Origin of the sequence: Sulfitobacter sp. R18_1 (assembly GCF_017743915.1) — a bacterium.
In the GTDB taxonomy this organism is placed as follows: domain Bacteria; phylum Pseudomonadota; class Alphaproteobacteria; order Rhodobacterales; family Rhodobacteraceae; genus Sulfitobacter; species Sulfitobacter faviae.
The window spans coordinates 76,003-100,206 of sequence record NZ_JAGHRG010000010.1; the positions used below are offsets into that span (position 1 = coordinate 76,003).

At 62.7% G+C, this 24,204-nt stretch carries 21 protein-coding genes; 8 read left to right on the top strand and 13 right to left on the bottom strand.

Going from position 1 to position 24,204, the window contains the following annotated elements; all coding sequences use genetic code 11:
- Positions 1-42: 42 nt before the first annotated feature.
- The 4 genes from J7392_RS18380 to zwf form a co-directional block, all read right to left on the bottom strand.
- On the bottom strand, positions 43-1,671 hold the full coding sequence (locus J7392_RS18380) for a long-chain fatty acid--CoA ligase (RefSeq protein ID WP_209218830.1): 1,629 nt from the start codon (positions 1,669-1,671) through the stop codon (positions 43-45).
- A gap of 159 nt (positions 1,672-1,830) precedes the next feature.
- The gene (gene pgi, locus J7392_RS18385; protein ID WP_209218831.1) at positions 1,831-3,423 is read right to left on the bottom strand and encodes a glucose-6-phosphate isomerase; all 1,593 of its coding nucleotides are present in this window, start codon (positions 3,421-3,423) and stop codon (positions 1,831-1,833) included.
- On the bottom strand, positions 3,420-4,091 hold the full coding sequence (gene pgl / locus J7392_RS18390; protein WP_209218832.1) for a 6-phosphogluconolactonase: 672 nt from the start codon (positions 4,089-4,091) through the stop codon (positions 3,420-3,422). Before pgl ends, pgi begins: the two co-directional genes overlap by 4 nt.
- Positions 4,088-5,551 carry a glucose-6-phosphate dehydrogenase gene (gene zwf / locus J7392_RS18395; RefSeq protein ID WP_209218833.1) on the bottom strand — a complete coding sequence of 488 codons (1,464 nt, stop codon included), beginning with the start codon at positions 5,549-5,551 and terminating at the stop codon, positions 4,088-4,090. Before zwf ends, pgl begins: the two co-directional genes overlap by 4 nt.
- Positions 5,552-5,706: 155 nt before the next feature.
- Here zwf and J7392_RS18400 point away from each other — a divergent pair, with 155 nt between their 5' ends.
- Positions 5,707-6,654 carry a radical SAM protein gene (locus J7392_RS18400; RefSeq protein ID WP_209218834.1) on the top strand — a complete coding sequence of 316 codons (948 nt, stop codon included), beginning with the start codon at positions 5,707-5,709 and terminating at the stop codon, positions 6,652-6,654.
- 24 nt (positions 6,655-6,678) lie between these two features.
- On the opposite strand, the gene J7392_RS18405 is transcribed toward J7392_RS18400, so the two are convergent.
- Complete coding sequence (locus J7392_RS18405; RefSeq protein ID WP_209218835.1) at positions 6,679-6,948, bottom strand: usg protein; 270 nt, start codon at positions 6,946-6,948, stop codon at positions 6,679-6,681.
- A 190-nt stretch (positions 6,949-7,138) separates the two neighbouring features.
- Between J7392_RS18405 and gyrA the strand changes: the two genes are divergently transcribed.
- A complete protein-coding gene (gyrA, locus tag J7392_RS18410; RefSeq protein ID WP_209218836.1) occupies positions 7,139-9,886 on the top strand; it encodes a DNA gyrase subunit A in 2,748 nt (915 codons plus the stop codon).
- A 129-nt stretch (positions 9,887-10,015) separates the two neighbouring features.
- Here the strand turns inward: gyrA and J7392_RS18415 are convergent, their stop codons facing one another.
- The 4 genes from J7392_RS18415 to J7392_RS18430 form a co-directional block, all read right to left on the bottom strand.
- Positions 10,016-10,351, bottom strand: coding sequence for a hypothetical protein (locus J7392_RS18415; protein WP_209218837.1), 336 nt, complete (start codon positions 10,349-10,351; stop codon positions 10,016-10,018).
- Between the two features lie 162 nt (positions 10,352-10,513).
- The gene (locus J7392_RS18420; protein WP_209218838.1) at positions 10,514-11,995 is read right to left on the bottom strand and encodes a carboxypeptidase M32; all 1,482 of its coding nucleotides are present in this window, start codon (positions 11,993-11,995) and stop codon (positions 10,514-10,516) included.
- A 3-nt stretch (positions 11,996-11,998) separates the two neighbouring features.
- Complete coding sequence (ctaA, locus tag J7392_RS18425; protein ID WP_209218839.1) at positions 11,999-13,144, bottom strand: heme A synthase; 1,146 nt, start codon at positions 13,142-13,144, stop codon at positions 11,999-12,001.
- Positions 13,145-13,398: 254 nt separating this feature from the next.
- Complete coding sequence (locus J7392_RS18430) at positions 13,399-14,163, bottom strand: RNA methyltransferase (protein WP_209218840.1); 765 nt, start codon at positions 14,161-14,163, stop codon at positions 13,399-13,401.
- 122 nt (positions 14,164-14,285) lie between these two features.
- Between J7392_RS18430 and J7392_RS18435 the strand changes: the two genes are divergently transcribed.
- The gene (locus tag J7392_RS18435) at positions 14,286-14,909 is read left to right on the top strand and encodes a thiamine phosphate synthase (RefSeq protein ID WP_168613092.1); all 624 of its coding nucleotides are present in this window, start codon (positions 14,286-14,288) and stop codon (positions 14,907-14,909) included.
- Positions 14,910-14,949: 40 nt separating this feature from the next.
- On the opposite strand, the gene J7392_RS18440 is transcribed toward J7392_RS18435, so the two are convergent.
- A complete protein-coding gene (locus J7392_RS18440) occupies positions 14,950-16,095 on the bottom strand; it encodes a HupE/UreJ family protein (RefSeq protein ID WP_209218841.1) in 1,146 nt (381 codons plus the stop codon).
- On the opposite strand from J7392_RS18440, the gene J7392_RS18445 reads away from it, so the two are divergent.
- From J7392_RS18445 to J7392_RS18460, 4 genes are all read left to right on the top strand, one after another.
- Entirely contained in the window at positions 16,094-16,921 is an 828-nt protein-coding gene (locus J7392_RS18445) for a DUF4198 domain-containing protein (protein WP_247744648.1), read from the top strand. The genes J7392_RS18440 and J7392_RS18445 overlap by 2 nt on opposite strands.
- 42 nt (positions 16,922-16,963) lie before the next feature.
- Positions 16,964-17,848: a PfkB family carbohydrate kinase gene (locus tag J7392_RS18450; protein WP_209218843.1), complete on the top strand. Its 885-nt coding sequence runs from the start codon at positions 16,964-16,966 to the stop codon at positions 17,846-17,848.
- Positions 17,845-18,777, top strand: coding sequence for a pseudouridine-5'-phosphate glycosidase (locus J7392_RS18455; protein ID WP_209218844.1), 933 nt, complete (start codon positions 17,845-17,847; stop codon positions 18,775-18,777). The genes J7392_RS18450 and J7392_RS18455 overlap by 4 nt, the downstream gene beginning before the upstream one ends.
- Positions 18,778-18,861: 84 nt before the next feature.
- Positions 18,862-19,614 carry a DUF502 domain-containing protein gene (locus J7392_RS18460; RefSeq protein WP_067262054.1) on the top strand — a complete coding sequence of 251 codons (753 nt, stop codon included), beginning with the start codon at positions 18,862-18,864 and terminating at the stop codon, positions 19,612-19,614.
- Here J7392_RS18460 and J7392_RS18465 read toward each other — a convergent pair.
- Both J7392_RS18465 and J7392_RS18470 read right to left on the bottom strand, forming a co-directional pair.
- Positions 19,594-20,628 (bottom strand): patatin-like phospholipase family protein, encoded by a 1,035-nt coding sequence (locus tag J7392_RS18465; protein WP_209218960.1) that lies wholly within the window; start codon positions 20,626-20,628, stop codon positions 19,594-19,596. The two genes, J7392_RS18460 and J7392_RS18465, sit on opposite strands and share 21 nt — an antisense overlap.
- A gap of 5 nt (positions 20,629-20,633) precedes the next feature.
- Positions 20,634-21,419, bottom strand: coding sequence for a 3-hydroxybutyrate dehydrogenase (locus tag J7392_RS18470; RefSeq protein ID WP_247744649.1), 786 nt, complete (start codon positions 21,417-21,419; stop codon positions 20,634-20,636).
- Positions 21,420-21,812: 393 nt separating this feature from the next.
- On the opposite strand from J7392_RS18470, the gene J7392_RS18475 reads away from it, so the two are divergent.
- A complete protein-coding gene (locus tag J7392_RS18475; protein WP_209218845.1) occupies positions 21,813-23,543 on the top strand; it encodes an extracellular solute-binding protein in 1,731 nt (576 codons plus the stop codon).
- On the opposite strand, the gene J7392_RS18480 is transcribed toward J7392_RS18475, so the two are convergent.
- Entirely contained in the window at positions 23,532-24,155 is a 624-nt protein-coding gene (locus tag J7392_RS18480; protein WP_067262060.1) for an XRE family transcriptional regulator, read from the bottom strand. The genes J7392_RS18475 and J7392_RS18480 overlap by 12 nt on opposite strands.
- Between the last annotated feature and the right edge of the window lie 49 nt (positions 24,156-24,204).

Sequence of the window (24,204 nt, forward strand, 5' to 3'; positions counted from 1 at the left end):
CGGCAAAACGCCCCGGCCCAAAGCGGACCGGGGCGGATTACCTTAGCTCTCGCCCTGCATCAGCACATCGCCGAACCGGTCCCGCAGGTCGCGTTTCAGCACTTTGCCCGTCGCGTTTCGCGGCAGTGCCTCGGCGAAGACCACCCTGTCGGGCACCTGCCATTTGGCGATCTGATCCTCGAAAACCTTGAGGATATCCGCCTCTGACGGATCGGCCCCTTCGGCCTTCACCGCGACCAGGACCGGGCGCTCATCCCATTTGGGATGGGTGGCCCCGATGACGGCGGCGTCGGCCAGATCGGGGTGGGCGATGGCGATATTCTCTAACTCGACCGAACTGATCCATTCGCCGCCCGACTTGATGATATCCTTGGCGCGGTCCCGGATGGTGATATAGCCGTCGGCGTCCATCGTCGCGATATCGCCGGTGTCGAACCAGCCATCGCGCAGGGTGCTGTCCCGGTCGGATTGGTAATAGGCATCCAAAATCCAATGCCCGCGGGTGACCAGCGCGCCTTGGGTCTCGCCGTCATGGGGCAGCGGCTTGCCTGTGTCGTCCCAGATCTCAAGCTCAACACCAAAGACCGGGCGGCCTTGGTTCTCGCGCAGCTTGTGCTGGGCATCCTCGGGCAATTCACCGTGTTTCGCCAAGGGCTTGTTGACGCTGCCCACCGGCGACATCTCGGTCATGCCCCAAGCGTGGATGGTCTCCACCCCATAGTCTTCGCGGAAGGTCTTGATCATCGACGGCGGACAGGCCGAACCGCCGACCACGGTACGCTCTAGGCTGGGCAGTTCGCTGCCGGATTTCTTTGCCGCCGCCAAGAGCCCTTGCCAGATCGTCGGCACGCCAAGCGCCAAGGAAACGCGGTAGGTGTCGATCAGCCCCACCAGCGATGCCCCATCGAGGTTCGGCCCCGGCAGCACCATCCGCGCGCCGGTCATCGCACTGGCATAGGGGCAGCCCCAAGCGTTGACATGGAACATCGGCACCACGGCCATCACGATGTCCCGTGCGGAGATTGCGATGCTATCGGCCATGTTGATGCCAAAGGAATGCAGCACGGTCGAGCGGTGGGAATAGAGCACGCCCTTGGGATTGCCCGTGGTGCCAGAGGTGTAGCAAAGGCTCGACGCCGTGTTCTCATCCAGATCGGGCCAGTCGAACCCGGCATCGCCCGAAGCCACCAATTCGTCGTAGAAGACCAACCCCGGCAGCGCCTCAGCGGCCTCGGCATCAGGGCCGGACATCAGGACGAGGTGCTTGAGATGCTCCAGCTTGTCGCGGATCGCGGCGACGAGCGGCACAAAGGTCTTGTCGATGAAGAGCACCTCATCCGCGGCATGGTTGAGGATATAGACAAGCTGATCGGCAAAGAGCCGCGGGTTGATCGTATGGCAGACAAAGCCCGCGCCGGAGGTGCCGAAGTAGATTTCCAGATGCCGCCGATTGTTCCATGCGATGGTCCCGCAACGCGCCTGCGGCGACAGCCCCAGATCGGTCAAGGCCGCGCCCAAACGCCGCGCGTTCTCGGCCACCTGTCCCCAATTGGTTTCCTCGACCCCGCCGATGGTCGAGACCGAGATGATCTCGCCCTCGGGGTGATAGCGTTCGGCATGGGAAATCAGGCTTGAGATCAGCAGCGGCTGCGTCATCATCTGGCCAAGCATAGGGGGTCCTCCAATCATTTGCTTCGAGACTGTCCAAAGGTCAGGGCAGTTGCAAGCCTTCCCCTCCGGCAAGTCGTAATAGCGCTGACGGACAGGACAGTGGCACCGCGCAGGCGGCTGTCGCCCGCGGGGTGCCTCGTTCCGCTCGAAGGGCAGCCCCTAGCCGCGATGCTGGTGGATATAGCCGATCAGCCCTGCGGTAGAGCCGTCTTTCCCCTCGGTAGAGACCTCCCCTTCGACCAGCGGTTGGAGCGATTTGGCCAGTTCCTTGCCCAGTTCCACGCCCCATTGATCGAAAGAATTGATGCCGAGGATCACACCTTCGACGAAAACGCGATGCTCGTAAAGCGCGATGATCTGGCCCAGCGTGAAGGGATCAAGCGTTTCATAGGCGAGTGTGGTCGAGGGCCGGTTGCCGGGGAAGACACGGTGGCGGGCTTGGCGTTCAAGCGCGTCGCCCGAAAGCCCCGCATCGCGCATGATGGCGCGCGCTTCGTCCAGAGACCGCCCGCGCATCAGCGCCTCGGATTGGGCGAGGCAATTGGCGATCAGCAGATCGTGGTGATGCTGCAACTCCGGCTCATGTCCCTTGGCCGCCACCAGAAACTCGCAAGGGATCACCCGCGTGCCTTGGTGGATCAACTGATAGAAAGCGTGCTGGCCATTGGTGCCCGCCGCGCCCCAGACCACGGGGCCGGTGTGGCGCGGGCTATCGGCGCCGTCCATCTGCACGCCCTTGCCGTTCGATTCCATCTCAAGCTGTTGCAGGTAATCGGGCAGCATCTCAAGCCGTTGGTCATAGGGCAGCACCGCGCGGGTGGCATGGCCGCAGATTTGGTTGTGCCAGATGCCCACCAGCGCCAGAAGGATCGGCATATTCTCAGCCGGATCAGCGGCGCAGAAATGGCGGTCCATCTCCTGCGCGCCGCGCAGGAAGCTGTCGAAAGCCTTGGGCCCAATAGCGATCATCAGCGACAGCCCAATCGGCCCCCAGACGGAATAGCGCCCGCCGACCCAATCCTCGAAACCGAAGACGCGAGCCGGGTCGATCCCAAATTCGGCGGTCTTGCCATCCGCGGTGCTGAGCGCGGCGAACTGCGTCGCCGGATCGCCGCCATGGTCCTGCATCCATGCCCGTGCCGTGCGCGCATTGGTCATGGTCTCGATGGTGGTGAAAGTCTTGGAGGCCACGATCACCAGCGTTTTCTTGGCATCCAACCCACGCAGCGTATCCGCGATATGCGCGCCATCGACGTTCGAGACGAAGTGGCAGCGCGGCCCATCGTGATAGGGCGTCAGCGCGCGGGTCGCCATGGCGGGGCCAAGGTCAGAGCCGCCGATGCCAATGTTGACCACATCCGTAATGTCGCCGCTGCGCACCTGATCGGCAAAGCTGCGCATCCGCGCCAGCGTGTCGCGCACCTGCGGTATGACATCTTCGCCCGCGACTTCTACCGCCCCGCCATCGAGATTGCGCAGCGCAGTGTGCAACACCGCGCGGCCCTCAGTCTCATTGATCGGCGCGCCCGCGAACATCGCATCGCGGCGTTCGGTGACTTTGGCGTTTTCGACTAGTTGCAGCAGCGCCGCGCGGGTCTCGGTGTCGATATTCGTCTTGGCGTAGTCGAACAGCATATGCTGCGTGCGCAGGGAAAAATCCTCGGCCCGGTTCGGGTCGTCGAACAGTGCCGTGATCTTGCGGTCTGCCACGGCGCTTTGCCGCTCTTGAAGGTCTTGCCAAATGTTCATCATGCCGCCCAGTAAACTTCGATTTCATCCAGCACCGCTGCAATCGGCGCCTCTTCGGGGGAAAGCCCCTGCGCGCGCTCAAGGGCCGCGCGTTTCTCATCCCCGAAAATCACGAGATGCTTGTTCAGCGCCCCGTCGAGCACATGCGCCGGCAGCGTGACCCGCGCGGTCGGCTGGCCCTCGGGATAGACCGGGCACAAAAGCGGGGCATCGGCGGCCAAAGCGTCAGGCAGGCTGGGATCGCCGGGGAAAAGCGAGGCGGTGTGCATGTCGTCGCCCATGCCAAGCAGCAGAACAGAGATCGGCACATGATCCGTCAGACTGGGGGCCACCACCTCTGCCCCCTCGCCCGGAGAAAGCCCGGGTCGGAAAAAAGGGATGAACTGCGCCGCTGCGGCACGGTCGTTCAACAGATGCTCGCGCACCAGACGCGCGTTCGACAGCGGGTCATCCACGTCCACCCAACGCTCATCGGTCAGCATCACATCCACCCGGCCCCAATCCAGATCGGTCGCGCTGAGCATCTCAAAGATCGGCCCGGGGGTAGAGCCGCCTGGCACCGCGAAAGACACGTGGTCATTGCCCGAAAGCGCCGATTTCAACTTGCCCGCCAGTTTGTTGGCGACATTCATCACCAGCATTTCGCGGTCCGCATATTCGATGATGTTCATGGGGATACCTTTCGCCATTCACGGCCATCGCGCCGCATCATTTCTGTCGCATCCGTGGGCCCTGCCGAGCCGCTGTCATAGGGTTTGGGCACGTCGTGACGGGCCTCCCAGCCTTGGATGATCGGATCGGTCCAGGCCCAGGCGGCCTCGACCTCGTCGTCGCGCATGAACAATGTCTGGTTGCCCCGGATCACGTCCATGATAAGCCGCTCATAGGCATCGACCTGATCGCCCCCATCGGGGCCAAGCGCTTCGGCAAAGGTCATGTCGAGCGGCACATCGACAAGACGCATGCCCCCCGGCCCCGGTTCCTTGATCGTCACGCCAAGGGTGATGCCCTCATTGGGCTGCAAGCGGATCGACAGCACGTTGCGATGGCGGCCTGCGTCTTCGGCAAAGATGGAATGCGGCGTATCTTTGAAAACCACCGTGATCTCGCTGGAGCGCGCCACCATGCGCTTGCCGGTGCGCAGATAAAACGGCGTGCCATGCCAACGCCAGTTGCTGATATGGGCCTTCAACGCCACGAAACTCTCGGTCCGCGACCGTGGGTTGCCGACGGCATCGCGATAGCTGGGGGCATCTTCCTCATTGCCCTCCTCGGCCTCATACTGCCCACGCACCAGATGATGCGGCAGCACCGGGTCGATCGCGCGGATCACTTTCAGCTTTTCGTCGCGCACCGCATCGGGGTCGAAACGCGCGGGCGGCTCCATCGCGATCAGGCACAAGAGTTGCATCAGGTGGTTCTGCACCATGTCCCGCATCGCGCCGGATTTGTCGTAGTACTCGCCACGCCCGCCGACGCCCACCGTCTCGGCCACGGTGATCTGGATGTGGTCGACGTATTGACGGTTCCACAACGGCTCGAACAGCATATTGCCAAAGCGCACCGCCATGAGGTTCTGCACCGTCTCTTTGCCGAGGTAGTGGTCGATCCGGTAGATCTGCTGCTCTTTGAAATAGGTGGCCAGCGTCGCGTTGAGGGCGCGCGCACTCTCCAGATCGCGGCCAAAGGGTTTTTCAACGACAATGCGACATTCTTCGCCCGCCATGCCCCATTGCTGCAACCGTTCCGCCAGATCGCCGAAAAGCCCCGGCGCGACAGAGAAGTAATAGACCTCGATCCGGTCCTTGCCGGACATCAGGCCTTGCAGTTCGGCCCAGCCGGTCTCTCCGCGTGCGTCGATGGCGACATAGTCAAGCTTGGCGAGAAAGGCATCGAGGTTGTCACAGGCGTCTTTCCCGCCAAACTCTTCAATCGCTTCGGCCACCATCTCGCGGTAGCCTGCGGCGTCCATCTCGGTGCGCGCAGCGCCGATGATCCGCGCCTCTTCGGGCATTTGACCCGCACAGTAACGGCGATAAAGACCCGGCAAAATCTTGCGCCGGGCCAGATCGCCGGTGCCGCCAAAGATGACAAGATCGGAGGGGTCGACAGGGATAACACGCGAAACCATTGATTAATCCTTGTCCGGGCAGAATGGCAGAGTTAGCGCAAACATACTTATTTTTCCCTACATCACAAGACTGTGCGCCCCGGTGCTTGGACTTTTAGGGTGCGCCGCAATAGCTTACCACAACAGGAACACACGGGATCACGCAAGGAACAATCATGAAAGATATTGCGCAAGCAAACGAGGGCAAGTTCCAGAACCCGGCGGTCACCGCCAAGGGGGAACCCCGCGCCACCGTGGCCCTGCGCGGGGCGGAAACGCTTTGGTTCAACACAGGCACCCTGTGCAACATCGAATGCGTGAACTGCTACATCGCCTCCAGCCCCAAGAACGACGCGCTGGTCTATATCACCGCGGATGAGGTGCGCGACTATCTCGACCAGATCGAGGAGCGTAGCTGGCCGGTGCGCGAGATCGCCTTCACCGGCGGTGAGCCCTTCATGAACCCCCAGATGATCGAGATCACGGAAGCCTCACTAGAGCGCGGATACGAGGTGTTGATCCTGACCAACGCCATGCGTCCGATGATGCGCAGATCGGTGCAAAAGGGGCTGTTGCGTCTGCGCGATGCCTATCCCGGCAAGATGACCTTCCGCATCTCCGTCGACCATTATCGCCGCGACCTGCACGACGCGGAACGTGGCGAGGGAGCTTTCGACAAGACCTTGACCGGCATGGAATGGCTCCGCGACAACGGCTTTCGCATGGCCGTGGCGGGGCGGTCGATTTTTGCCGACAGCGATGCTGACAGCCGCGCGGGTTATGCCGCCTTCTACGCCGAACACGGCTTTGACATCGACGCGCAAGACCCCGCCATGACCGTCCTCTTCCCCGAGATGGACGAGGCCGTGGAGGTGCCCGAGATCACCACCGCCTGCTGGGGCATCTTGGACAAGTCCCCTGACGCGGTGATGTGCGCCTCCTCCCGTATGGTGGTCAAACGCAAGGGGGCCGAGAAGCCCGCCGTGCTGGCCTGCACGCTCTTGCCCTACGACCCTGAGTTTGAACTCGGCACCACATTGGCCGAGGCGGAGCGCGACGTGGCGCTGAACCACCCGCACTGCGCCAAATTCTGCGTTTTGGGCGGGGCGAGCTGTTCGGCCTGACGCCCTGCCCTCGGGCTTACCGGCTCAATGTAGCGTGAACTCGCCCACTTGGTTTTGCCATTCACCGGGGCCGGTCAGCCTGCGGTGGGTGAACCGGACCGAATGCAGCGGACCGTCCAACTCCGCGCGCCAGAATTCGACGAATTCGAACAGGCGCGGATGGTCCGGTGCGATGTCGTAATCCTGCCAGATATAACTGTTCAGCACATGGCTGTAATCGGGCATGTGGTAGAAGAACTCTGCCGTGGTCAGCCCGTAACCTTTCAGCATCAATTCGGTTTCACTGCGGGGCATGTTGCGCCTCCCTTGCTGCCTCTGTAGAACAAGTTTGCGTGGTCAGAATTACTTTTCAATGAAAACAGTGTGTTGGCACTTCGCCCCAAGTGCTGCCAGTGCGTTTCGGCCACAGCCATTGCACCTGATATGCCCCGTCTGCTATAGAAAACCCCAAGATATAGAACCATAAAAATGGTGGGCAAGATACGTGACCGATACGCCGGATACCCCTGAAAACGCAGACGAAAAGCCCATCTTTCACGGGCCGTCGGTGACCATCGAACACGAGATGCGCACGTCCTATCTGGACTACGCGATGAGCGTGATCGTCAGCCGCGCGATTCCCGACCTGCGCGACGGTCTGAAACCGGTGCACCGCCGCATCCTTTACGCGATGCATGAGACCGGCAACACGCATGAAAAAGCCTACCGCAAATCTGCCCGCCCGGTGGGCGATGTCATGGGCCAGTACCACCCCCATGGCGACAGCGCGATTTACGACGCGCTTGTGCGGATGGCGCAGGATTTCTCCATGTCGCTGCCGCTTTTGGACGGTCAGGGCAACTTCGGCTCGATGGACGGTGATAACCCGGCGGCCATGCGCTATACCGAGGTGCGGATGGACAAGCCCGCCGCCTATCTTCTGGCCGATATCGACAAGGAAACCGTCGATTTTCAGGACAACTATGACGGCAAGCAGCAGGAACCGACCGTCCTGCCCGCACGCTTTCCGAACATGCTGGTCAACGGCGCTGGCGGCATTGCCGTCGGCATGGCGACGAACATCCCGCCGCATAACCTTGGCGAGGTGGTGGATGCCTGCCTCGCGCTGATCGACGATCCGGACCTGACCTCGGAACAGCTCATCGAATACGTCCCCGGCCCCGACTTTCCCACGGGCGGCATCATGCTGGGCCGCTCCGGCGCGCGCAAAGCCTATCTCGAAGGCCGCGGCAGCGTGGTGATCCGCGCCAAGACCCGGGTTGAGGAAATCCGCAAAGACCGCTGGGCCATCGTCATCGATGAGATCCCCTATCAGGTCAACAAAGCCACGATGATCGAAAAGATCGCCGAACAGGTCCGCGAGAAGAAGATCGAGGGCATCGCCCACGTTCAGGATGAGAGCGATCGTAACGGCGTGCGCGTGGTGATCGAACTCAAACGCGACGCCACCGCCGAAGTGGTGATGAACCAGCTTTACCGCTTCACCCCGATGCAGACATACTTCGGCTGCAACATGCTGGCGCTGAACGGCGGCCGGCCTGAGCAGCTCACTTTGCGCAAATTCCTGAGCTACTTCATCGACTTCCGCGAAGATGTCGTGGCGCGCCGCACGGCCTACCTATTGCGCAAGGCGCGCGAGCGCAGCCATATCCTTTGTGGTCTCGCGGTCGCAGTCACCAATATCGACGAGGTGGTGGCCACCATCCGCTCTTCCGCCGACGCCGCCGAGGCGCGCGAGAAGCTGATGACCCGCCGCTGGCCCGCCGAGGACATTCTGCCCTATATCGCGCTCATCGACGACCCGACCCATACGGCGAACGACGACGGCACCTACAACCTCTCCGAAGCGCAGGCCCGCGCCATTCTGGAACTGCGCCTGCAGCGTCTGACGCAGATCGGCGTCAAGGAAGTGACCGACGAGCTGGAAGAACTGGCTGGCAAGATCAAGGAATACCTCGAGATTCTGGGCAGCCGCGAGCGCATCCTCGGCATCATCTCGGAGGAGTTGCGCGAGGTGCGCGAGCAATTCGCCGTGCCGCGCCGGACCGAGATCGTCGACTGGTCGGGCGACATGGACGACGAAGACCTGATCGCCCGCGAGGAAATGGTCGTGACCGTGACCTCCGGCGGCTACATCAAGCGCACGCCTCTGGCCGACTTCCGCGCGCAGCGCCGCGGCGGCAAGGGTGTCTCGGGCATGCAGACCAAGGAAGAGGATGTCGTCACCAACCTCTTCGTCGCCAACACCCATACGCAGCTTCTCTTCTTCACGACCGATGGCATGGTCTACAAGCTGAAGACATGGCGCCTGCCGCAGGGTGCGCGCACCGCCAAGGGCAAGGCCATCGTCAACATCCTGCCCATCCCGACCGGCGTCTCCATCGCGGCGATCATGCCGGTGGACCGGGATGAGAAGGAATGGGATGACCTGCAGGTGATCTTCGCCACCTCTGCCGGGACCGTGCGGCGCAACAAACTGTCGGATTTCACCAATGTGAAGGCCAACGGCAAGATTGCCATGAAGTTCGAAGGCGAGCATGAGGGCACCACGCTGATCAACGCGCGCATCGCCTCGAACGACGATGACGTGATGCTGGTCACCGACGCGGGCCGCGCGATCCGCTTCCCGGCGACCGACGTGCGGGTGTTCAACTCGCGCAACTCCGTTGGCGTCCGCGGCATCCGTCTGGGCGAAGGCGACAACCTCGTCTCCATGTCCGTCATCCGCCACTTTGAGGCGAGTTCGGAAGAGCGTGTCGCCTACCTCAAACAGCGCCGCCTGATGGCGGGGCTGACCGATGACGACAGCAGCGATGACGAGGAAGAGCAGGTTCAAGCTGGCCAGTTCAGCACCGAACGCTATGCCGAAATGTCCGCCGCCGAGGATCTAATCTTGACGATCACCGCCAAGGGCGCGGGCAAGGTCTCCTCGGCCCATGACTACCCTGTACGGGGCCGCGGCGGCATGGGCGTGACGGCTTGGACCAAGGCCATGGCCCACGGTCCCATCGTCGCCTGCTTCCCGGTCGAGATGTCCGATCAGGTGATGCTGGCGACCTCCAAGGGCCAGTCGATCCGCGTGCCGGTCGAAGGCATCTCCTTCCGCTCGCGCAGCGCAGGTGGTGTGAAAGTGTTCAGCACCGGCAAGAACGAGGAAGTCGTCAGCGTGGCTTGGATCGCCGATCAGGGCAACGAAGAGGATGAAGCCGAGGGTGACAGCGCCGCCGAGTGATCGGCGGCCACCCCGCCCCATGCATATGCTTTGGGGCGGGGGCTTTTTCCCAAAACAGCATCGAACAACAAAAAATCCCCCGCGCCATCAACGCGGGGGATTTTCTAATCTTAAACTTCCGTTAGGAAATTAGTTGGTAGTAGTGGTCGAAGAAGAGGAACCGGATGCCGCGACTGCAACCAGAACCAGAGCAGCACCAGCTGCCGCCGCGCCGCCACCAAGACCGGCACCAGCAGCAAAGAGCCCTGCACCAGCTGCAGCGGCAGGCACGCAAACGCGCGCAGTGTTGCCGTCTACGGTGACCGGATCAGGCTTACAGTTATAAACCACACCATTGGCACCTTGAACCTGAAGCGAATAGACCGCATCGTCAGACGCCCCAAGAACAGCCGCTTGAGAAGTGGTTTGGGCGAAAGCAGCACCCGAAAGAGCGATAGTTGCCGCCACCGTTGCAAGAATTTTCATGTCTAGGTACTCCTATATCTCGTCAAAAATGAAACTCACCGCAGCATCGCATATAACCTTATCCGGCGCAAAGGCGAAATATTAAGCTATGGTTAGGATTTATAGCGATGCCCGTTGTTTAAGCAACATCCAAAATGGCGATTTGTTCCCCATCTTAGATGCCTAAATTCCATACAGTTCCGTGAACTTGTTTTCTAGGTAGGTCAGCAACGGTGCCTCGGTCGGCGGCTTTCCGCAAGCGCGGGTGATTACCTCACGCGGCTCGTAAAGGCCCCCATGCTTTTGCACGTTCTCACGCAGCCAACCGGTAGCGGCACTCGTATCCCCCCTTGCCAAGGCTTCGTCGAGATCGGGTACGGCCTCCCACAGTGCCTCGTGAAGGCATCCGGCATAGACGTTGCCGAGGCTATAGGTCGGGAAATAGCCCAGAAGCCCGACGGACCAATGCACGTCCTGCAAGACGCCATTTGACGGGCGGTCGACCGGATAGCCGAAATCAGCCTCGAAGCGATCGTTCCACGCCGCTTCCAACCCGTCGCCCTGCAAGTCGCCCGACATCAGCGCCCGTTCTAGATCGAAACGCAGCAGGACATGGAGATTGTATTGAAGCTCATCCGCCTCGGTCCGAATGAAACCATCCGACACGCGGTTAACGATCCGGTAGAAGGTCTCGGCATCCGGTACGCCGAAATCGCCATAGACCGCCGTCATCTCACCAAAGAGCCACCCGGTGAAGGCGCGGCTGCGGCCGATTTGGTTTTCGTAGATGCGGCTTTGGCTTTCATGCACCCCCATCGACACGCCCCGGCCCAAAGGCGTCAGCAGATAGGCGCTGTCGATCCCCTGCTCATAGGCCGCATGGCCAACCTCATGCACGGTGGAATAAAAGCAATTGAACGGGTCGAGGGCATTGGTTCGCGTGGTAATCCGCACGTCCAGCCCCGATCCGGAGGAGAAGGGATGCACGGCCTTGTCGATGCGCCCGGTGGCCAGATCATAGCCAAAGCGCCGCGCCAGTTTGGCGGTGAGGGTCATCTGCGCCGCTTCGTCAAAGACACCCTCCAACACCGGCGGCGCTTCGGCTTCGCGGACGGCGGCGCGCAGTTCGGAGAGTTTTGGCCGCAGCGCGCCGAACATGGCTTCGAGGTCCGCCGCCGTGGTGCCGGGCTCGTAATCCTCCAGCATCGCGTCGTAAATCCCGATCCCGCGCCCTTGGGCCAGCGCGGCCCCCTCTTCGCGTTTGAGCGCGATCACTTCTTTCAGAGTAGGCGCGAAGGCCGCGAAGTCATCGGCGGCGCGGGCCTCGGCCCAAGTGCCTTGGGCGGCGGAGGTGACGCGGGCGATACGCGCCGCCAGATCGGCGGGCACGCGGGTGGCGCGGTCAAAATCGCGCTTGATGTGGCGCAGGTTCGCCTGCCCGACCGCGTCCAACGCCGCGGGCTCGATCTGGGCCAGCCAATCTGCGATGCGCGGGTCGATGCGGCGGGCGTGGAGGACGCTTTCCATCGCCGCCATCTCCTCGGCCCGCTGCGGGGCCGCGCCCCGGGGCATGACCGTCTCTTGATCCCAGCCCAAACGGCCTGCGACCTGCGCCAGCGCCTCGGTGTCGCGCTGAAAAGCCATCAAATCATCATATGCAGTCATGTCTCAGCCTCTCAGCGATGTGGCGACGGGATAGGCCGCAAGGAAACGCGCGCGCAGGATCAGCACCCAAAGCAGCACGGCCAGCGCCTGATGCGCGAGCGCCAGATGCACGGGCGCGGCATAGAGCACGGTGGTGATGCCCAGAACCACTTGCAAAGACAGCGCCGCCATCACGGCGTTGAAAGCAAAACGCGTGCGGGCATGGGCCGAGCGGCGACCGCGCAGCCAAACGACAACCCCGAAAGCAAAGAGCAGATAGCCCGCCATCCGGTGCATGAATTGCACCAAGCCCGGGTTCTCAAAGAAATTCCGCCATGTCGGCGTGATGTCGAATGCCTCGGGCGGGAAGAACTGCCCCTGCATCAGCGGCCAGTCGACAAAATAGCGCCCCGCGTCAATCCCTGCGACCAAGGCGCCCAGCAGGATCTGCAGTGCGGCGAAATGCAACAGACCCGTTGCCATGCCGAATTGCTTGGCCTCCTTGGCGCGGCGGGCCTGAATCAGATCGCGTTCGCTGCGACCCAGCAAGAGCACATACCAAGTGATGAAACCGAGGATGACAAAGGCCAGCCCGAGATGCGTCGCCAAACGGTAGGAGGCCACATCCGTCACCCCCTGCCCGCTGGTCACGCCCGAGGCGACCATCCACCAGCCGATCGCCCCCTGCGCGCCGCCCAAAGCGCCGATAAAGAGCAGCCGTTTGGACCAGCCGACAGGGATTTGGCGGCGCAGGAGGAAGTAGAGAAAGCCCAAGACCCAGACGAGGCCGATCACCCGGCCAAGCTGCCGATGCCCCCATTCCCACCAGTAGATGCTTTTGAAATCAGAGAGTTCCATCCAAGAATTCTGAACCTGAAACTCGTCAATCTGCTTGTATTTCTCAAATTCTGACTGCCAATCGGCCTCGTTCATCGGCGGCAAGGCACCGGTCACCGGGCGCCATTCAGTGATGCTGAGGCCGGAGTCAGTGAGCCGCGTGAGCCCGCCCACGGCGATCATGACAAAGACCAGCGCAAAGAGGATCATCAGCCAGACCCGGATCGGCCCGCGCGCGCCGCCCCGGCCCTTGTCGATCGTGCCGGTTTGCACCGGGGCACGGCTGGGTTGGTCGGTCCCGACCTCTTCGAACAGTTTGCGTTTCTCCGCCATGGCGCGCCTCTTTTTCCGTTTGGATAGAGTGGTATGACATGGGCAGAGAAAGGTCTAGCGGGGTGGGGTCGCCAGACAGGTGAGGGCCATCGCCTGCCCGGGGGTGGCGATCCGGCGGGGCCATCATGCCACTTTATGGCTCAGCGATGGTGCAACATGCGTAAGGCGTTGCATTGCTTTGCAAAATCGCCTCCCCGTGGGGCGGGCAGGCGATGGCCCGGCGCCTGCGGCTTGATTCCGGGCCGGGCTTCGGCTCAGCTCTTCTCCTTCCAGCGGACCATTTGCCGCAGGATGCCATGCAACATCTGCACATCCGCCCGCGTCAACGGCATCCGCGACCACATATTGCGAAGGTTGAGCTTCATCGAGGCGACCTTATGCTCGGGGAAGAAGAACCCGGCCTCGGTCAACTGCTCCTCATAATGCCGCGCCAGATGGTCGATCTCGGCGCCCTTGGCCCAATCGGTGCCCGCCATCTCGACCACCTCATGGGACACTTCGCCCTGCGCCCGCATCCATTCGTAAGACATCAACAGCACGCATTGCGCAAGATTGAGAGAGGCGAACTTTGGGTTCACCGGGACCGAGACGATGGCATTGGCCTGCGCGATATCTTCATTCTCAAGCCCTGCCCGCTCGGGTCCGAACAGCACCGCAACCCGTTGTCCCGCCAAAATTTTCTCCGCCGCCAACCGCATCGCGGCTTCGGGGCTGTAGACCGGTTTGGTCAGGTCTCGGCTACGCGCCGTGGTGGCAAAGGTGAAATCGCAATCGCCAAGCGCTTCGGGCAGATCGGCGCAATGCTGCGCCTCGTCCAACAGCCGCCCCGCCCCCGAGGCCATGGCCACGGCGGATTGGCTCGGCCAGCCGTCGCGCGGGGCCACGACCCGCATGTGATCGAGGCCGAAGTTCCACATCGCGCGCGCCGCGGCGCCGATGTTCTCGCCCATCTGGGGGCGGACAAGCACGATGGCCGGGATCGGCGCGGGCTGAACGGGGGAGGAGGATGTCTCTGTCATGCGCGCCTCATAGCCCCTGCGCCTGCGCACCGCAAGAAAGCCCGCGCGACGCACGCATATCCGTTTTCTTTTGCAACGCCCTGCGCTAGTCAGGCGCTCAGACCCGATTAAGGACAGTGACCATGGACGCGCCAGAACAGCCGCAGATTTACCTTATCACCCCGCCCGAAGTTGAGCTGAGCCAATTCCCCGCGCAACTCGCCGCCGTGCTCGACGCCCATCCGGTGGCCTGTGTGCGCATGGCGCTTTCGACCCGGGATGAAGACCGCCTCGCCCGTGCCGGTGATGCGCTGCGCGAAGTGACCCATGCGCGCGACGTGGCCTTGGTGATCTCGGATCATCTGCTGCTGGTCGAAAAGCTCGGCCTTGACGGCGTGCACCTTAGCGATGCCGCCCGCACCGTGCGCCATGCCCGCAAAGAGCTGGGCGATGATGCCATCGTCGGCGCCTTCTGCGGCACATCGCGGCATGAGGGGATGGCGGCGGGCGAAGCCGGGGCAGACTACATCAGCTTTGGCCCGACCCAAGCCAGCGCGCTTGGCGATGGAAGCTTTGCCGAGGCCGATCTGTTCCAGTGGTGGTCCGAAGTGATCGAAGTGCCCGTCGTCGCCGAAGGCGCGCTCGACATCAACATGATCCGCGATCTCGCCCCCCGGACCGACTTTTTCGGCATCGGGACCGAGATTTGGGACAAGGACGATCCGGTGGCCGAACTTGCCACCCTGATCGCTGCCATGCAGGGCTAAGCGCCCCCGAGGGCAGCCCGGTCAAGGGCTGCCCGCTCACTTACAAAAACACCCGTTCGATGAACCAATAGGCCCCGACCGCCGCGATGACGCAGGAGGCGGGGACCGCGATAGCGCGGCGGTACCAATCGCGATTCATCGCCCAGCCGACCAGTACGAAGGCGATGGCGATCACCGCAAGCTGGCCCAGCTCCACCCCGATGTTAAAGCCGATGAGCGCAGGCACGAATTGCCCCGCAGGCAGGCCGAAATCCCCCAGCACCGAGGCGAAGCCAAGCCCGTGCAACAGCCCAAAGCCAAAGATCACCAAGGGCCGCCAGCGGTTTAGGGCGGAGTGAAAGATATTCTCGACCGCGACATAGGTGATTGAGGCGGCGATCAGCGGCTCGACGATGGCCCCCGGCACGTTAACCCAGCCCAAAGCGCCAAGCGCCAGCGTGACCGTATGGGCCAGCGTGAAGGCAGTGACCTGCCAGATCAAAGGCCGCAGACGGGTCGACAGAAAGAACAGGCCCAAGACGAATAGGATGTGATCCAACCCTTTGGGCAGGATGTGGTCGAACCCGACGGGGATGTAGCTGACGAAAGCCTGCCAGCCGCTTTCGGCATCACCGCCCCCGAGGGCGATTTCGGGGCTGGTCTCACCGCCCGACAGATACCCGGTATAGGGCGCCTCCACCCCTTGCTGGCGCAGCACCAGCGCGCCCGCGCCATCCGGCCACGTCACCTGTACCTCTTCGGCGCCTGCCGGCACTGCGCCCTCCAACCGCCACTGGCTGTCGCGCGGCAGTTCGGCGTCGATCCCTTCGGGCACCTCGACCATCACACTCTTTAACGGCACGGCGGCGCCATCGACGCTGAGCAGCGGCAGGCTGTTCCACTTCGGCAAAAGCTCGGGCGCGCGGTCGGCGATGCGCGCGGCGGGCAGGCTGCGCAGCGCATCGTAATCGCCCGCATTCTCGGCATTGTCGGTGTCGTCGACGGTATCGAGGTCGATGCCCGCCAAGAGCGCTTCGAGGTTGATCTCAAGCGCCAGCACCGCCCGCCCGTCGGCCACGGTCAGATCCGCGATCGTGGGTTTGACCTCATGCGCCTGTGCACCCGCGCCTGCCGAAAGCAGTACCGCGCTTGACAACAGCCACAGCAACGCCAGCTTGGATCTTAACAAAATGAAAGTTCGCTTCATGAAACTGTCCCAGTTGTCCGCTATTATTTTCAGTATCTTATCGGCAGCGCCTGCCTTTGCACATGAATACTGGCTGTCGCCGGTGAACTATCAAGTGGAAAGCGGTGAAAAGATCGCGGCGCATTTTCGCAATGGTGAGGAATTTACCGGCGCGGCCTTTCCTTATCTGCCCAACCGGCTGACGCGTTTTGAGGTCAAAATCGGGGGGCGAGAGGTCGCGCTATCGCCGCGCGCGGGCGACAGCCCTGCCCTGAGCCTCCCCGCGCCCGAGGGTGACGCGCTGGTCGTGGCGGTGGCCGAAACGACGCCCTCCAAAGTGACCTATGAGGACTTTGATAAATTCCTCCGGTTCGCCGCGCATAAGGATTTCCCCAAGGCCGAAAGCGATCACCGCGCGAACGGATGGTCGACCGAGAAGGTCGTCGAGAGCTACACCCGCCACGTCAAAACCCTGATCGCCCTCGGCGCGGGCACGGGGCAGGATGCGCCCACCGGCATGGCGACGGAGTTCGTGGCACTAACGAATCCCTATGACCCAGATTTCGCGGGTGAGATGAAGGTGGCCCTCCTCTATCAAGGCACCCCCCGCCCCAACGCGCAGATCGAAGTGTTCGACCGTGCGCCGGATGACAGCGTCGCCATCTCCCTCCACCGCACCGATGCGGCGGGCGAAGCACTGATTCCGGTCACGGCGGGCCATGAATACCTCTTTGACGCGGTGGCGCTACGCCCGGCGGCAGAGGCACAGACCGGCCCGGGCTACGACCCCGATCAACCGGTCTGGGAAACGCTCTGGGCGGCGCTGACATTCGCGGTGCCACAATAACGCCGCTTGCGCGTGGGGAGATTTGGCGGCTAGAAGCGCCGCATGACCAAGACAGCTGACATCCTTTGCATCGGCTCCGTCCTTTGGGACGTGATCGGCCGTTCTGAAAACGCCATGCGCCAAGGCTCTGACATGCCGGGGCGGATCACCCGCCTGCCCGGCGGCGTGGCGCTGAACATCGGCATGGCGCTGGCGCGCTTTGGGCTAACGCCGGCGTTGCTTTCCGCCGTGGGGCGCGATGCCGAAGGGGATGAGTTGATCGCCGCCTGCGCCCTGCGCGGGCTGATCACCGATCACGTCTACCGCTCGGACGATCTGCCGACCGACCGTTACATGGCCGTCGAAGGGTCCAACGGGTTGATCGCCGCGATTGCCGATGCCCATTCGTTGGAGGCTGCGGGCGACAAGATCCTGCGCCCGCTGGAGGATGGCAGCCTGCCCAGCCCCTACGAAGGGGCCGTGGCGCTCGACGGCAACCTGACCGTCGAACTGCTGGCCCGCATGGCGCAAAGCCCGCTGTTGGCAAAGGCCGACCTGCGCGTCGCGCCCGCCTCACCCGGCAAGGCGCTGCGGCTGACGCCCTTCCTCAAAGCGGGACGCGGCACGCTTTATGTGAACCTTGAAGAGGCCGGGCTGCTCTGCCAGTCGAGTTTTGACGATTCCCCCACCGCCGCCCGCGCCCTGCTGGCCCGTGGCGCACGCCGTGCCGTGGTGACCGACGGCGGCAACCCCGCCACCGTGGGCCAAGGCGACGAGATCATCACCCTCACCCCGCCGCAGGTGCATGTCGCCCGGGTCACCGGTGCAGGCGATACATTCATGGCGGCCCATGTGGCCGCTGAACTTGGCGGTGCTATTGCGCAATCCGCCCTCAAGGCAGCACTCGATGCCGCCGCCCTTTACGTTTCCGGAGAGACCAAGATATGACCACCGCCACATCCGCCCTGCCCCTGACCTTCAGCGCCGAAGTGGCCAAGGCCCGCGAAAACGCCGCGCCGATCGTGGCCTTGGAAAGCACCATCATCACTCATGGCATGCCCTATCCGCAAAACCTCGAAGTGGCGCGGCAGGTCGAACAGGACATCCGCGACGCAGGCGCCGTGCCCGCCACCATCGCCGTGATCCGCGGCGCGCTGCACATCGGTCTGGACGATGACCAGTTGAGCGATCTGGCCCAAGCCAAGGACGTGGCTAAACTGTCGCGCGCCGATATGGCCGTCTGCATCGCTTCGGGCGGGACAGGTGCCACCACCGTCGCCGCCACCATGATCGCCGCCAATCTTGCGGGCATCGAAGTCTTCGCCACCGGCGGCATCGGCGGCGTGCATAAGGGCGCGGAAGACAGCTTTGACATCTCCGCCGATCTCATGGAACTGGCCCAAACCCCCGTCACCGTCATCGCGGCGGGCGCCAAGGCGATCCTCGACGTGCCGAAGACGCTGGAAGTGCTGGAAACCCAAGGCGTGCCGGTCATCACCGTGGGCCAAGACAGCTTCCCCGCCTTCTGGAGCGCAGGGTCGGACCTGCAATCGCCGCTGCGCCTCGACGATGCCGCAGCCCTTGCCAAAGCCCACCGCACCCGCGCCGCCATGGGCCTGCCCGGTGGCCAGTTGGTGGCCAACCCGATCCCCGCGGCAGAGGAAATCCCCGCCGCCGAACTCGCCCCGATCATCGCGCAGGCCCAGGCCGAGGCCGATGCCCAAGGGGTCCACGGCAAGGGTGTGACCCCCTTCTTGCTGCAACGCATCTTCGAGCTGACCGAGGGCCGTTCGCTCACCGCCAATATCGCACTGGTGCGCAACAATGCCCGGCTGGGGGCCAAGATCGCCGCAAACCTCGTCAACCTGCCGCGTTAAAGGCGAAAAACACCGCGGAGCCATTGCCGGGCCGGGGCATACGCCTTAGCTATGTTGCGATTAACTCTTCGGAAAACGGCGCAGATGAACACACCTTTTGATCCCGACCCAACGCAGGTTCGGCGTAGCCTTGTCGCAAGGCTGCGCGCGTCTTTCCTGACCGGTCTGGTCGTGATTGCGCCTGTCGGGCTGACCATCTGGCTGATCTGGAGCGTGGTCGGCTGGATCGACGGTTTCGTGCTGCCATTGGTGCCCAAAGCCTACCATCCCGACCGGCTGCTCCAAGATTTCTTGGGCCTCGACCCGTCGATGCAGTTCAACGTGCGTGGCCTTGGGGTGGTGATCTTTCTGATCTTCACCGTCATGGTGGGCTGGGCCGCGAAAGGGCTGATTGGCCGTTCGATGATCCGCTTCGCCGAAAGTCTGGTGGAACGCACCCCCGTCGTGCGGACGATCTATTCCGGCATCAAACAGATTTCCGAGACGATCTTCGCCCAGTCCGAGCGGAGCTTTGAGACCGCCTGCCTGATCGAATACCCGCGGCGCGGGATCTGGGCGCTTGGCTTCATCTCGACCGAGGCGAAGGGAGAGGTCTTAGCCCGCACCAACGCGGGGGGCGAGATGCTCTCGGTCTTTCTGCCCACCACGCCGAACCCGACCTCGGGCTTTTTGCTGTTCCTGCCGCGGGAGGATGTGATCGAACTCGACATGAGCGTCGAAGACGCGGCGAAGCTGGTGATCTCTGCCGGGCTGGTCTATCCGCCGCGCCCCGGTGCCGATCTGCCCGAGGCGCTGGCGCTGTCGGACCCTGAAAACTCAGCCGAACATCGCGGGTAGATCAACGCTGCTGCGCTGGTTCAGATCGTCGAAGTGATCCTCTAGAAACCGATCCGCCGCCGCCACGCCTGCCTCATGCAGCGCCCGGATCACCGCCGGGTTGGGCATCAGCTTCGTTGCCACCGACAGCTGCGCCATCAGCGCGTCATCGGCGATCATATGCATGTGCACGCGCTTCATCCGCCCCTCCGGCAGGGTGCCATCCGCAATCAGCCGCTGAACGAAGTCAATCGCCCGCATCTCGCGCAAGAGGCTGGAATTAAAGCTGATCTCATTAATGCGGTTCTGGATTTGCTGCGGCGTGACCGGCAGGTCTTCGCGGTCGAGCGGGTTGATGTTCACCACCACGATGTCTTCGGGCAGGTCATCGCGGAACAGCGGAAACAGCGCCGGGTTGCCGGTATAGCCCCCGTCCCAAAACGCCTCGCGCTGGCCGGTCTGGGCGTCGTCAATCTCTACGGCCTTGAAGATCGTCGGCAGACAGGCTGAGGCGAGCAAAGCATCAGGCCCGATCTCATCCCCCTCGAACACCCGGATCTTGCCGTTGCGGACCCGTGTGGCGCAGACGAAAAAGAACGGCGGCTTATGCGCGCCCACTTTGCCATAGTCGAACCGCGCCACGACATCTTCGAGCGGGTTGCGATAGAACGGGCCGTAAGCATAGGGCGAGACGACCCGCGTCAGCGAATCCGAGATCGCCATGGGCAGCGAATATTCCATTGCCTGACTGAGCTTGTCCAAACCGAAGGGCGCCAGCCAATGCGACAGCCGCAGGTCCGAAATGCCAGAGACCTGCGACCAAAGCCAATCGAGATTCTCCCGCGCGCCCTCGCGACCGCCTGCAATCATACCCGACTTCAACGCCGCCCCGTTCAGCGCCCCCGCCGAGGTGCCCGAGATCCCGCAGATATCCAGATCGTCCTGCTGCAACAGCCGGTCGAGCACCCCCCAAGTGAAAGCGCCATGGGCGCCGCCCCCTTGGAGGGCGAGGTTAATCCGTTTCTTGACCGCCACGGCGCTTACAACGCCGTCCAGCCGCCATCGACGCTGATCGTCGTGCCGGTGATCTGCGCCGCTGCATCCGAGCACAGGAAGGTCGCCGTGCCGCCCATCTGTTCAACAGTGGCGAATTCGCGCGACGGTTGCCGGGTGAGCATGACCTGTTCGATCACCTCTTCGCGGCTCATGTCGTATTCCTTCATCGTGTCGGGGATCTGCTTCTCAACGATCGGGGTCAGCACATAGCCGGGGCAAATCGCGTTGCAGGTGATCGGGTCTTTCGCCGTCTCAAGCGCTGTGGTCTTGCTGAGGCCGACGATCCCATGTTTCGCGGCGATATAGGCGGATTTATAGGGCGATGCCGTCAGACCATGGGCCGAGGCGATGTTGATCACCCGACCCCACCCCGCCTTGCGCATCATCGGCAAAGCCTCGGCGGTGGTGTGAAAGGCTGACGACAGGTTGATCGCGATGATCGCGTCCCATTTCTCGGCCGGAAACTCAGGAATTGGCGCGACATGCTGAATACCCGCGTTGTTCACCAAGATATCGCAGACCCCGGCTTCGGCAATCAAACGCCGACAGTCCGCCCCCTTGGACATGTCGGCCTTGATGTAGCGGGCCGTTACGTTGCATGTCTGCGCAATCTCCTGCGCCAGCGCATGATCCGCCTCGTCATCGGTAAAAGAGTTCAACACGATATCGGCCCCGGCCCGCGCCAATTCCCAGGCGATGCCCAGTCCGATTCCAGAGTTCGATCCCGTGATGACGGCTGTCTTGCCGGACAGGTCGATGGTGAAAGCCATGGCGCGTCTCCTTGTTCATGCTGCGCCTGCATAATGTACTGCGCGCGCGCCAAAGGGAAAGGGTTTGCGCGAAGGAGCTTAAGGGTCGGTGAAAATTGGCCAAAAAAAACGCCCGCACGAGGCGGGCGTAAGTTATTGAGGCAGGTTTCATACAGGCAAGAAACCTATCGAGCAGTGACCTCTGTATACGCCTTTCACGCTCACAATCCAAGCTAAAAGTTTGATAAGGCGATAATCCGCGGGTATGGAATAACTCCAACAAAATAAGGGCAGATCGTGATTGTTTCAAAAATGACCTGGGAATTTTTCTCGAAAGCACGGGGCGTTGCGGCCCTTTCTTCACTGATTCTGCTCTCGGGGGCGGCATGGGCCGCCCCGCAACATGGAATCGCTATGTATGGCGACCCTGTTCTGCCGGCCGATTTTGACGCCCTCCCTTATGTGAACCCCGAAGCCCCCAAGGGGGGTGAAATCGTTCTCGGCAATACCGGGGGATTCGACAGCCTCAACCCCTTCGTCCGCAAGGGCACCGCGCCTTGGCAGTTGCCGCATTTTACGCATGAGACCTTGATGGGGCGGTCCTGGGATGAACCCTTCGCGCTTTACGGCCTGCTGGCTGAGACGATCGAGGTGCCCGAGGACCGCTCTTGGGTGGAATTCACCCTGCGCGAGGAGGCGCGGTTTTCCGATGGCACGCCCGTCACCGTCGAGGATGTGATCTTTTCTTTCGATCTGCTCGGTACCGAAGGCCACCCCCGCTACCACGGGCTGCGCCAGCAGATCGACAGCATCGAACAGACCGGCCCGCGCAGCCTGCGCATGACTTTCAACAGCGATAACCGCGAGCTTGCCCTGCTCGCTGGGATGCGCCCCATCCTCAGCAAGGCGCAATGGGAGGGGCAGGACTTTGCCAATGCCCCCCTGTCCGAAATCCCCTTGGGCAGCGGCCCCTATACCATCACCGACTATCAGGCGGGCCGCCATGTCACGCTGACGCGCAACCCCGATTACTGGGGCGCAGAGGTGCCCTTTCGCCAAGGCACGCATAACTACGATGAGGTAAAGATCGACTTTTACGGCGATGCCAATGTGCTTTTCGAAGCCTTCAAGGCCGGTCAAATCTCAGCCGTGCGCGAATTCAACGCCGAGACTTGGGCCACGCAATACGCCTTCCCTGCGATCACCCGCGGCGAGGTGGTAAAATCGACCTTCCCGCATAGCAAACCGTCGGGCATGACCGGTTTTGTCATGAACGCCCGCCGCGCGCCTTTCGACGATTGGCGGGTGCGCGATGCGCTGATTTCGGCCTTCAACTTCGAGTATATCAACGAGACGCTTACCGGCGGCACCCTGCCCCGGATCACCTCTTATTTCTCGAACTCCGACCTTGCCATGCGCGACGGTCCGGCGTCGGGGCGGGTTTTCGACCTGCTGGCCGATTACGCCGACACGCTGCCGCCCGGCACGGTGGATGGCTATCGGCTGCCGGTGGGTGACGGCTCTGCCCGCAACCGTGCGGGCATCCGCGCCGCGATGCAGCAGTTGAATGCCGCAGGCTATCAGGCCGAAGGCGGCGTCATGCGCCGGGGCGATGGCACACCGCTGACCTTCACCATTCTGCTGTCCAAGGGAAGCCGTGAAAACCTAGCGATTGCAGAGCTTTACACGCAGGCCCTCAAGCGGCTTGGCATCACCGCCGAGATTGAAACCGTGGATGATGCGCAATTCGTCGCACGGCAGAACAGCTATGATTTCGACATGACAACCTTCCGCCGCGCCCTGTCGCTCAGCCCCGGTACGGAGCAGCGGTTTTACTGGGGGTCGGAGGCCGCCGATCTGCCCGGCACACGCAACCTCATGGGCGTGCGCTCTCCGGCGGTGGATGCCATGATCGACAGGATGTTGCAGGCCCGCGAAACGGCGGATTTCGTCGCCGCGACCCGCGCGCTTGACCGTATCCTGACGGCGGGGCGCTATGTCATCCCCTTCTGGCAGTTCGACGAAGGGCTGATCGCCCATGACGCGCGTATGGCCTACCCCGAGACGATCCCGCTTTACGGCGATGGGCCGAACTTCATGCCCGAGGTCTGGTGGTGGGAACCGGCGGAGGGGTCAGACCAGTGAGGTCACCCAGAGGATCGTCGCATCCTCATCGCTGAGCGAGACGACGTTATGCCCCATGGTGGCGTCGTAATAGGCGCTATCGCCCCGGCGCATGTCGACGGGCTCGTAAAACTCGGTAAACAGCCGCACCATGCCGGTCAGCACATAGAGGAACTCCTCCCCGTCGTGGCGCACCCAGCCGTCGAACTCTTCCATCCGGCGGGCGCGGATGCGGGCGCGGTAGGGCAGCATCTGCTTCTTGCGCAAGGCGTCGGCCAGCAGGACGTGCTCATAGGTGCCGGTGGCCTTGGGCGCGCCTTCCTCGGCGCGGGTCACGGCCATGCGGCCGGTGATCTTCTCCCCTGCGGGCGGGGTGAAAAGCTGCGGCACGGTGATCTCTAGCCCCACGGCGAGCTTTTTCAGCGCGTCATAGGTGGGCGACATCAGCCCGTTCTCAATCTTGCTCAGCGTAGAGCGCGCCAGCCCCGCCTGCCGCGCGGCCTGTTCCAGCGTCCAATTGCGCGCCTTGCGCAGCTCGCGCACCCTTGCACCAAGGTCGACCGGCGGGGCGGTCTCGCTCGCGCCGCTTTCGCGGGCGATCTGGATCAGGGAACGGGGCGGCGTATCTGTCATGGACCTGCTATAGCCGCGCCCCGGGGCGCATGCAACGCTGCCCGCTTGC